Raw genomic sequence first — 7,698 nt, 5'->3', positions numbered from 1 at the left:
CACGCCGCGAAAACGATGTCGTATACACCGGCCTCTTCCCGGCTGAAGCCGGTCCTACTGTCACACCGCGCACCCTCAGTGGGACCGGCTTTAGCCAGGAAGGCTTCGGGCGTCACGCCGCGAAAATGATGTCGTATACACCGGCCTCTTCCCGGCTGAAGCCGGTCCTACTGTTACACCGCGTGGCCTCAGTAGGACCGGCTTTAGCCGGGAAGACGGCGCATGGGCGAACGATGCTGTCGTTGCTCCCCGCTCCGTTGAGGTGGTAATACTCTGCCCACACCCGACAACCCACGAACAAGGAAGGCCCTATGTCCAGCACAGCGCTCATCGTAGTCGATATCCAGAATGACTACTTTCCCGGCGGTAAATGGCCACTGGCAGGCGCCGACGCCGCCGCTGACAACGCCGCCAAGGTGGTTCAGGCCGCGCGAGACGCCGGGGATCTGATTGTCTTCATCCGCCATGAGTCCGGCGCCGACGCGCCCTTCTTCACCCCCGGTTCCGATGGCGCCAGGCTGCACCCCAAAGTCCTGAACCTTGAGCACGAGCCGGTGGTGCTCAAGCATTTCCCCAACTCGTTTCGTGAAACCGGGCTGCAGGCGCTACTTGAAGACAAAAGCATCGAGCACCTCGCGATCATCGGCTCCATGAGCCACATGTGCATCGACGCTACCACCCGCGCGGCAGCGGACCTCGGTTACAAGGTCAAAGTCATCCACGACGCCTGCGCCAGTCGCGACCTGGAATTCGAAGGCAGCGTGGTGCCCGCCGCCCACGTCCACGCCGCCTTCATGTCCGCGCTGGGCTTTGCCTATGCCGAGGTACTGAGTACCCAAACGTATCTGGCCTGATGAAGGAGAAAACAATGAGCGACAAGAAAGCCGACATTCTGGTCTGGGGCCCGATGCATGCAACGCTGATGCAAAATCTTGAGCGCGATTACAGCGTGCACAAACTCGCCGACATCAACGACATCGACGCCTGGGCCAACCAGCACGGGAGCAAAGTGCGCGGCGTCGTCACCAGCGGCGTGTTCGGCACTGACAATGCCATTCTCGATCGCCTGCCGAACCTGGAAGTGGTCAACAGCTTCGGCGTCGGCTATGACGCGGTCGACACTCACTACCTGGCGCGCCGCAACATCAAGCTGAGCAACACCCCCGACGTGCTCAACAACGCCGTCGCCGAAACCGCCATGGCGCTGATGCTCTGCGTGTCCCGCCGCATCAGCGAAGCCGAGCGCTTCGTACGGGCCGGCCAGTGGCCCGACGGCAAATTCCCCCTCGGCAACGACCTGTGCGGCAAGACCTGCGGCATTGTCGGCCTGGGCAAGATCGGCAAGACGATCGCCAAACGCGCCGCCGCGTTCGAGATGAACATCGCCTACTTCCGCCGTGGCCGCGCTTACGAAGATGTGTCTTACCGGCACTACGGTGACCTTCGGGAACTGGCCCAGGACTCGGACTACCTGATCGTGATCGTCCCCGGCGGCCCGGACACTCAGCACCTGATCGACGCCGAAGTGCTCCGGGCACTCGGTCCCAAGTCATTTCTGATCAACGTCGCCCGCGGCACCGTTGTCGACGAGAAGGCGCTGGTGGCCTCGCTGCTGGCCTCGGAAATCGCCGGCGCCGGCCTCGACGTGTTCGAAGACGAGCCCAACGTGCCGGCCGAGCTGTTGAAGCTGGACAATGTGGTGCTCACCCCGCACATCGGCTCCGGGACCTACGAAACGCGCCAGGCCATGGCCGATCTGGTGTTCGCCAACGTCAGTGGTCATTTCGAGAAAGGGACGCTGGTCACGCCGGTCGAGCTGTAACCGGCGCGTCACGTGCAGGCCTGACGATGAAGCCGTCGGCCTGCTCCCATGGCCGTTCAAACAACTGCACGGCCGTCGCATGGACTGGCTGCGCCGTACCGTAAGTCAGCACCCGAGCATCGCCGCCAACTTTTCTGGATAATGCCGGTCGAATTGCCCCTACCCGGATCCAGACATCTGCACACGCATTCCGATCAAGCAACCTGATCGAGAAAGCCCGATCAACAAAGAAGGAGAGCTCTGTTTGAATATTGCCGGCGTCATTTTTGACTGCGACGGAACCCTGGTTGACAGCGAACGGCTGGCCGCCGGCTTGCTGCGCGACATCCTCGACAAACACCAGGTTTTACTGAGCGTCGACGAAGTTCTGCAACGCTTTCGTGGCGTGCAGTTTGCGCTGTGCATGGAAGGCCTGTGTCGCGATTATCCGTGGTTGCCAGGCGACGACATCGAAACCGAATTCCGCTCGCGCACCCTGCCGCTGCTGCGGGAACAGCTGGAAGAAATGCCAGGCGCCGTCGAATTCGTGCGCAACCTTTCGCTGCCCAAATGCGTGGCGTCGAACGGCCCGCGCAGCAAGATCGAAACCTGCCTGAGCACGGTCGGTCTGCTGGACGTGTTCCACGGCCTGATTGTCAGCGCCTACGAGGTGCAATCGTGGAAGCCGTCCCCGGTGCTCATCGAACACGCCGCAGAATTGCTGGGCCTGCCGCCCACCCAGTGCCTGTTAGTCGAAGACAGCATTCCGGGCGTCGAGGCCGGACTAGGCGCCGGAGCGCAAGTGGCGGGCTACGGCGACACCGATTTCTCGGCGTTCGTGGGCAACGCCAACTTCCATCGCGTCAAAGACTTTGGCGAATTGAAGGAATTAGTACAGCGCATCCGTTGATCAATCGGCCATCCATCCGATCGGCCCTTGTTCATCCCCGGCCAACTCGATACTGTACATAAAAACAGTATCGAGAAAATCCATGCAGCTGATCGACAAGCTGAGCATCCTCGCCGACGCGGCCAAGTACGACGCCTCCTGCGCCAGCAGCGCCGCACCCAAACGCAGTTCCGAAGGCAAATCCGGCCTCGGTTCGAGCACCGGCATGGGCATCTGCCACAGCTACACCCCCGACGGGCGCTGCGTCTCGCTGCTGAAAATCCTGCTCACCAACTTCTGCCTGTACGACTGTCAGTATTGCGTGAACCGCCGTTCCAGCGACGTGCCCCGCGCACGTTTCAGCCCGGAAGAAGTGGTCACCCTGACCATGGATTTCTACCGTCGCAACTGCGTCAGCGGCCTGTTCCTCAGCTCCGGGATCATCCGCTCGGCGGACTACACCATGGAACAGCTGATTCGCGTCGCCAAACTGCTGCGGGAAGAGCATGAATTTCGCGGCTACATCCACCTCAAAACCATTCCCGAAGCCGACCCTGCGCTGATCGAAGAAGCCGGTCGCTACGCCGATCGCCTGAGCGTCAATATCGAGCTGCCGACCCAGCTTGGCCTGCAGACCCTGGCGCCGGAAAAGGAAATGGGCTCTATCAAGCAGGCCATGCAGACCATCTACACCGGTCAGCAAACCGTGCTCAACGAGCCGCGGGCGCCGAAATTCACGCCGGCCGGGCAAAGCACGCAAATGATCGTCGGTGCTGATGAAACCGATGACAGCACCATCCTGCACACCGCTGAATCGCTGTACGGCGATTTCCGCCTCAAGCGCGTCTACTACTCGGCGTTCAGTCCGATTCCCAACAGCCCGAAAAGCGTGCCACACGCTGCGCCGCCGTTGATGCGCGAGCACCGTTTGTATCAGGCCGACTTCCTGCTGCGCAGCTATGGCTACAGCGCCAGCGAGTTGCTGCAAGGCCCGGGGCATCTGGCCCTGGACATCGACCCGAAACTGGCCTGGGCGCTGGAACACCGCGACATCTTCCCGCTGGACCTCAACCGCGCGGAGCCGGCGATGATCGCGCGGATCCCCGGCATTGGCATTCGCACCACCAAGCGTCTGGTCGAGTTGCGCCGCCAACGCCGCATTCGTTACGAAGACCTGACCCGGCTTCGCTGCGTGCTGGCCAAGGCCAAGCCGTTCATCATTACAAGCGACTACCATCCGCGTCAGGCCGAAAGTTCAAGCATCGATCTGCGCGAGCAACTGCGCGACAAACCTCAGCCGCAACAAATGGCGCTGTGGGGATGATCATTCTCGATTGCGCCGACTCATTCGACACCTGGCGGCAGCAGGCGCGCTGGCTGCTGAGCCACCAGATCAACCCGGATCAGGTGAGCTGGAGCGTGCAGCAGGACGCTGACCTGTTCGCCAGCGACGTTGATTACCCGGACGAGCCCGGCCCCTTTCGCGCGCGCATTCCCCTTGAGTTGCTGGAGCTGCTGCAGAACGCCGCACAGTTCTGCGGCGACCAGCGCTGGACGCTGCTCTACGAAGTGCTCTGGCGGGTCAGCCATGGTGATCGCACGGCCATGCTGGCCGGCGACAAATTGGGCAGCGAACTGCACCGGCGCCTGAAACAGGTCAGCCGAGAAGCCCACCACCTGCATGCGTTTCTGCGCTTCGTGGCGCTGCCGGTGATTGATAATGCCGAAGACGTCGCGGCCAAGGCGGCATTGCTGGAGATGACCTGTTTACCGGAATACGTCGCCTGGCACGAGCCTGCCCACGACATTCTGCGCACCGCCAGCGAGCATTTCATCGGGCGCATGGGTCGTCATCGCTGGATGATTGCGACGCCCAAAGACGGCGTGTTTTATGACGGCGAGCAGCTGATTCATCAGCCTGTGTGCCCGGAGGCATGGCAGTCGTTGGCACGCAATGCCGATGATCCCCACGGCAATCTCTGGCTGACCTACTACAGCCACATTTTCAATCCGGCGCGGCTCAATCCGAAAGTCATGCAGGGCCATCTGCCGGCGCGGTTCTGGAAGAATTTGCCGGAGGGACCATTGATTCCGGCATTGATCAGCGAGGCGCGTACCGGCGGGCAGCGTGATGGTCAGGCGCGGGAGATTGCCGAGCGGCGCGGCAAAGTGATTCGTGGCAAACCGGCGCCCTCGCCCGCAGCGGACGCAAACTAGGCTGCGTGAGTCGGCCTGAGGTTTGCGTGCAGCCTTACTGATCCAGGCTGTTGACGGGTTCAAACTCACGATGCGCGGCGGTCTGCATCCCGGCGGTGCTGATGGGCGTGCCCAAGGCCGTGCCGAAAAAGCGCACCGCCTCGCTGCTCAGGTCGCGGTGAATGCTTTCGCGATTGACGCCAATAGCGTCGGTGCACAGGCCAGGCTGGGTGGCACGTTGCTCGTCATCACAGGGCGCCATGAACACGAAGTGCCCTGCCCCGGCGAACAGTTTGAAATCCGAGACCTCAGGCAGCTTGCGTGCCAGCGCTTCGGCGTTCTTGTCGATGGCGAGCAGTTCGTCGCCGTCGCCGCTGTACAACAACACCGGCACGTGCACGTCAGCCAGCGTCTGCCGACCAAACATCAACCCCAGCGGCGCCATCAGCATCAGCGCGCCCACGCGGGGATCGGCTTGCGCGTGCAGGTCGTCACGGTCTGCCACCAGTTCGCCCTGGGTCTTGCAAGCGTCACGGTCTTGAGGCCGCTCGGTGCAGTAATGGCGCAGGCGCTGCAGATCAGGCTGGGCGCCGGCGAGAATCAACGCCGTTTCGCCACCCGCCGAGTAACCGATCACCCCGACGCGGCGCGCACTGATGTACGGCGACAGCATGGGGTCGATTAACGCGGCACTGATGGCTTCGGATATTTGCAGGGGGCGACCGTAGAGATTGCTCAGGCTGCCCAAGCGGCTGTGGTCCATGTAGTTATCGCCCGGATGGAACACCGCCACGACGACAAACCCCTTGCGCGCCAATGACGTCGCCAGGTCGTGTTGCGCCAGCGGCGTGCCGGTGTTGCCGTGGGACAGCATCAGCAGCGGGAAGCGGCCCATGGCAATGGTGGCGTCTTCCGACGCTTCAATCGGATAACCCTGAACGCGGGTGATGTGTTCATCGTCGGTGGAGGGGTAAAAAGCGTAGGCGTGCATGGGCCGGGAATCCAGCGGATCGAGAAACGTCAGCTCGTGAAAGCCCACGCTCCAGCTCTGCAGCTCGCTGGCCTGCACCGAAATCAGGCTGCCCAGCATGCTGATAATCATCACTGCACAAAGACGCATCATTGCAATGCCCCTCACCTTATCAATCCATGCCTGCCGATTCAGACGCTCAATGGCTGAAGCCCCGCAAAAACGGCGTCTGTCGCTATCTGACCCGTGGGGTTCGATAACATTCCGAAACGTTTGAGGATCAATGGTGCACAAGGCGGGCCAAGCTCGAAGAATTGAAGGCATCGGTCGCCGCTTGACGCAGAACAGGCCGAATGGGTGCGCATTCTACGGTGCTACAGGGAGGTTACGCGCAAAGAACTCATAAAGGCTGTCGCTCGGCTGAACATGCGGCCGCAAAACGACGAAAGCCCCGTCACCCATCGGCGTGCGGGCCGGTGATGACAGGGCTTTCGGGTGGAGCTTTTTTTATCGCTTCGAGCCGCTTCGCTGACGCTGGCGGCGTAGTCGGACTTAAGCGAACAGCGTTTCGCTGATGGTCTTCTGCGCGGCAGCCATGGCAGCGGCACGCGGCTCGTCGCCATAAGCCAGGCCTTCGGCCACGACGAATTCCAGGTCGGTGACGCCGATAAAGCCGAACACCACCTTGAGCAGGTCATCATGGCCAGCGCCGCTCGGCAGCCCCTGATGCAGACCGCCAGTGGTCGAAACGATGATCACTTTCTTGCCCTTGCACAGACCTTCCGGGCCCGCTTCGGTGTAGCGGAAAGTGCGGCCGGCCACACAGATGCGGTCGATCCACGCCTTCAACTGGCTCGGGATGCTGAAGTTGTACATCGGCGCACCGATGACCACGACGTCAGACGACAGGAACTCTTCCAGCGTCGCTTCGTTGGTCTCCACTTCCAGCTTCTGCGCCGCGTCGCGGCCTTCCACCGGCGTACCGGCAGCGGCCAGCGTGGTGCCGGAGAAATGATTAAGTGGCTCGCTCGCCAGATCGCGGTACACCACCTGGGTGTCCGGGGTGGTAGCGGTGAAAGACTCAACGACACTGCGGCTCAACTGACGCGAAGCGGAGTGATCGCCGAGGATGCTGGAATCGATGTGCAAGAGTTTCATGAAGTGCTTCCCAAGGTGAGAATCGCCGCCTGGCGATCAAGTGGCGTCATCCTACCTTGTGAAGTAATGCGTGATTAGAGGGTGTAAATGCGATAGATCGTCTCAGGCATAGGACAATCAGCAATGTAGGACCGGCTTCAGCCGGTAAAGCATCGGCGACATACTGGAGAGGTGCCGGCGTTCACACGGGTCTCTTCCCGGCTAAAGCCGGTCCCACTAAAGCAATCCCAGGCGTCCATTGGGAGTGGCTCACACTGTCGGAGCCGGCTTGCTGGCGAACCCGTCTCTCCAGCCGCTGCAATTTTGGATGACCCACCTCGTTCGCCAGCAAGCCGGCTCCTACAGAGGAATGCATTCAGCCAGTAAAAGCCCGTGCAGCCAGTGGGACCGGCTTCAGCCGGGAGCTTTTGATCTGCTTTTGCTCTTCAAACACAAGAATTCCAGTCACCGCCAATCGCGACTTTGGTGCAGGCTGAACGCAGGTCTCGCGCAGTGGGCCGAGCCGCATGGATGCGGCGAGAGCGCCGTCAGGACATGGATGTCCGTTTGGCGCGGGCCCACGGAGCGAGACCGGAGTGAAGGAACCCTGACGAAGGAAGGGCCCAACCGAGAGCAAGCACCCTTGGCTGCTCTTTAAAACCGAGAGCGGGGTGCTTTTTCCAAGTAACTCGCCGAAGGCGAAAC

Annotated in this window: 7 protein-coding genes; 5 read left to right on the top strand and 2 right to left on the bottom strand. The window is 61.5% G+C overall.

Annotation, left to right across the window (positions count from 1 at the left end; all coding sequences use genetic code 11):
• The first annotated feature begins 311 nt into the window (after positions 1-311).
• From L4G42_RS25865 to L4G42_RS25845, 5 genes are all read left to right on the top strand, one after another.
• Positions 312-854: a cysteine hydrolase family protein gene (locus L4G42_RS25865; protein ID WP_237254997.1), complete on the top strand. Its 543-nt coding sequence runs from the start codon at positions 312-314 to the stop codon at positions 852-854.
• Positions 855-868: 14 nt separating this feature from the next.
• Positions 869-1,822, top strand: coding sequence for a 2-hydroxyacid dehydrogenase (locus L4G42_RS25860; protein WP_237254996.1), 954 nt, complete (start codon positions 869-871; stop codon positions 1,820-1,822).
• Between the two features lie 244 nt (positions 1,823-2,066).
• Positions 2,067-2,711, top strand: coding sequence for an HAD family hydrolase (locus L4G42_RS25855; RefSeq protein WP_237254995.1), 645 nt, complete (start codon positions 2,067-2,069; stop codon positions 2,709-2,711).
• A gap of 82 nt (positions 2,712-2,793) precedes the next feature.
• Complete coding sequence (locus tag L4G42_RS25850; RefSeq protein WP_237254994.1) at positions 2,794-4,014, top strand: putative DNA modification/repair radical SAM protein; 1,221 nt, start codon at positions 2,794-2,796, stop codon at positions 4,012-4,014.
• On the top strand, positions 4,011-4,907 hold the full coding sequence (locus L4G42_RS25845) for a TIGR03915 family putative DNA repair protein (protein ID WP_237254993.1): 897 nt from the start codon (positions 4,011-4,013) through the stop codon (positions 4,905-4,907). Before L4G42_RS25850 ends, L4G42_RS25845 begins: the two co-directional genes overlap by 4 nt.
• Positions 4,908-4,941: 34 nt before the next feature.
• Here L4G42_RS25845 and L4G42_RS25840 read toward each other — a convergent pair whose 3' ends face one another.
• The gene (locus L4G42_RS25840; protein ID WP_237254992.1) at positions 4,942-6,009 is read right to left on the bottom strand and encodes an alpha/beta hydrolase family protein; all 1,068 of its coding nucleotides are present in this window, start codon (positions 6,007-6,009) and stop codon (positions 4,942-4,944) included.
• 399 nt (positions 6,010-6,408) lie between these two features.
• Positions 6,409-7,014, bottom strand: coding sequence for an FMN-dependent NADH-azoreductase (locus tag L4G42_RS25835; protein ID WP_237254991.1), 606 nt, complete (start codon positions 7,012-7,014; stop codon positions 6,409-6,411).
• Positions 7,015-7,698 lie beyond the last annotated feature (684 nt).

It is taken from the genome of Pseudomonas petrae (genome assembly GCF_021728295.1).
In the GTDB taxonomy this organism is placed as follows: Bacteria; Pseudomonadota; Gammaproteobacteria; order Pseudomonadales; family Pseudomonadaceae; genus Aquipseudomonas; species Aquipseudomonas petrae.
This window is presented reverse-complemented; position numbering and strand designations above follow the sequence as displayed.

Bases quoted from the DNA above. Each gene is read 5' to 3' on its own strand.
- L4G42_RS25860 (WP_237254996.1), top strand. From the start codon at position 869: ATGAGCGACAAGAAAGCCGACATTCTGGTCTGGGGCCCGATGCATGCA.
- L4G42_RS25865 (WP_237254997.1), top strand. From the start codon at position 312: ATGTCCAGCACAGCGCTCATCGTAGTCGATATCCAGAATGACTACTTT.
- L4G42_RS25845 (WP_237254993.1), top strand. From the start codon at position 4,011: ATGATCATTCTCGATTGCGCCGACTCATTCGACACCTGGCGGCAGCAG.
- L4G42_RS25840 (WP_237254992.1), bottom strand. From the start codon at position 6,009: ATGATGCGTCTTTGTGCAGTGATGATTATCAGCATGCTGGGCAGCCTG.
- L4G42_RS25835 (WP_237254991.1), bottom strand. From the start codon at position 7,014: ATGAAACTCTTGCACATCGATTCCAGCATCCTCGGCGATCACTCCGCT.
- L4G42_RS25850 (WP_237254994.1), top strand. From the start codon at position 2,794: ATGCAGCTGATCGACAAGCTGAGCATCCTCGCCGACGCGGCCAAGTAC.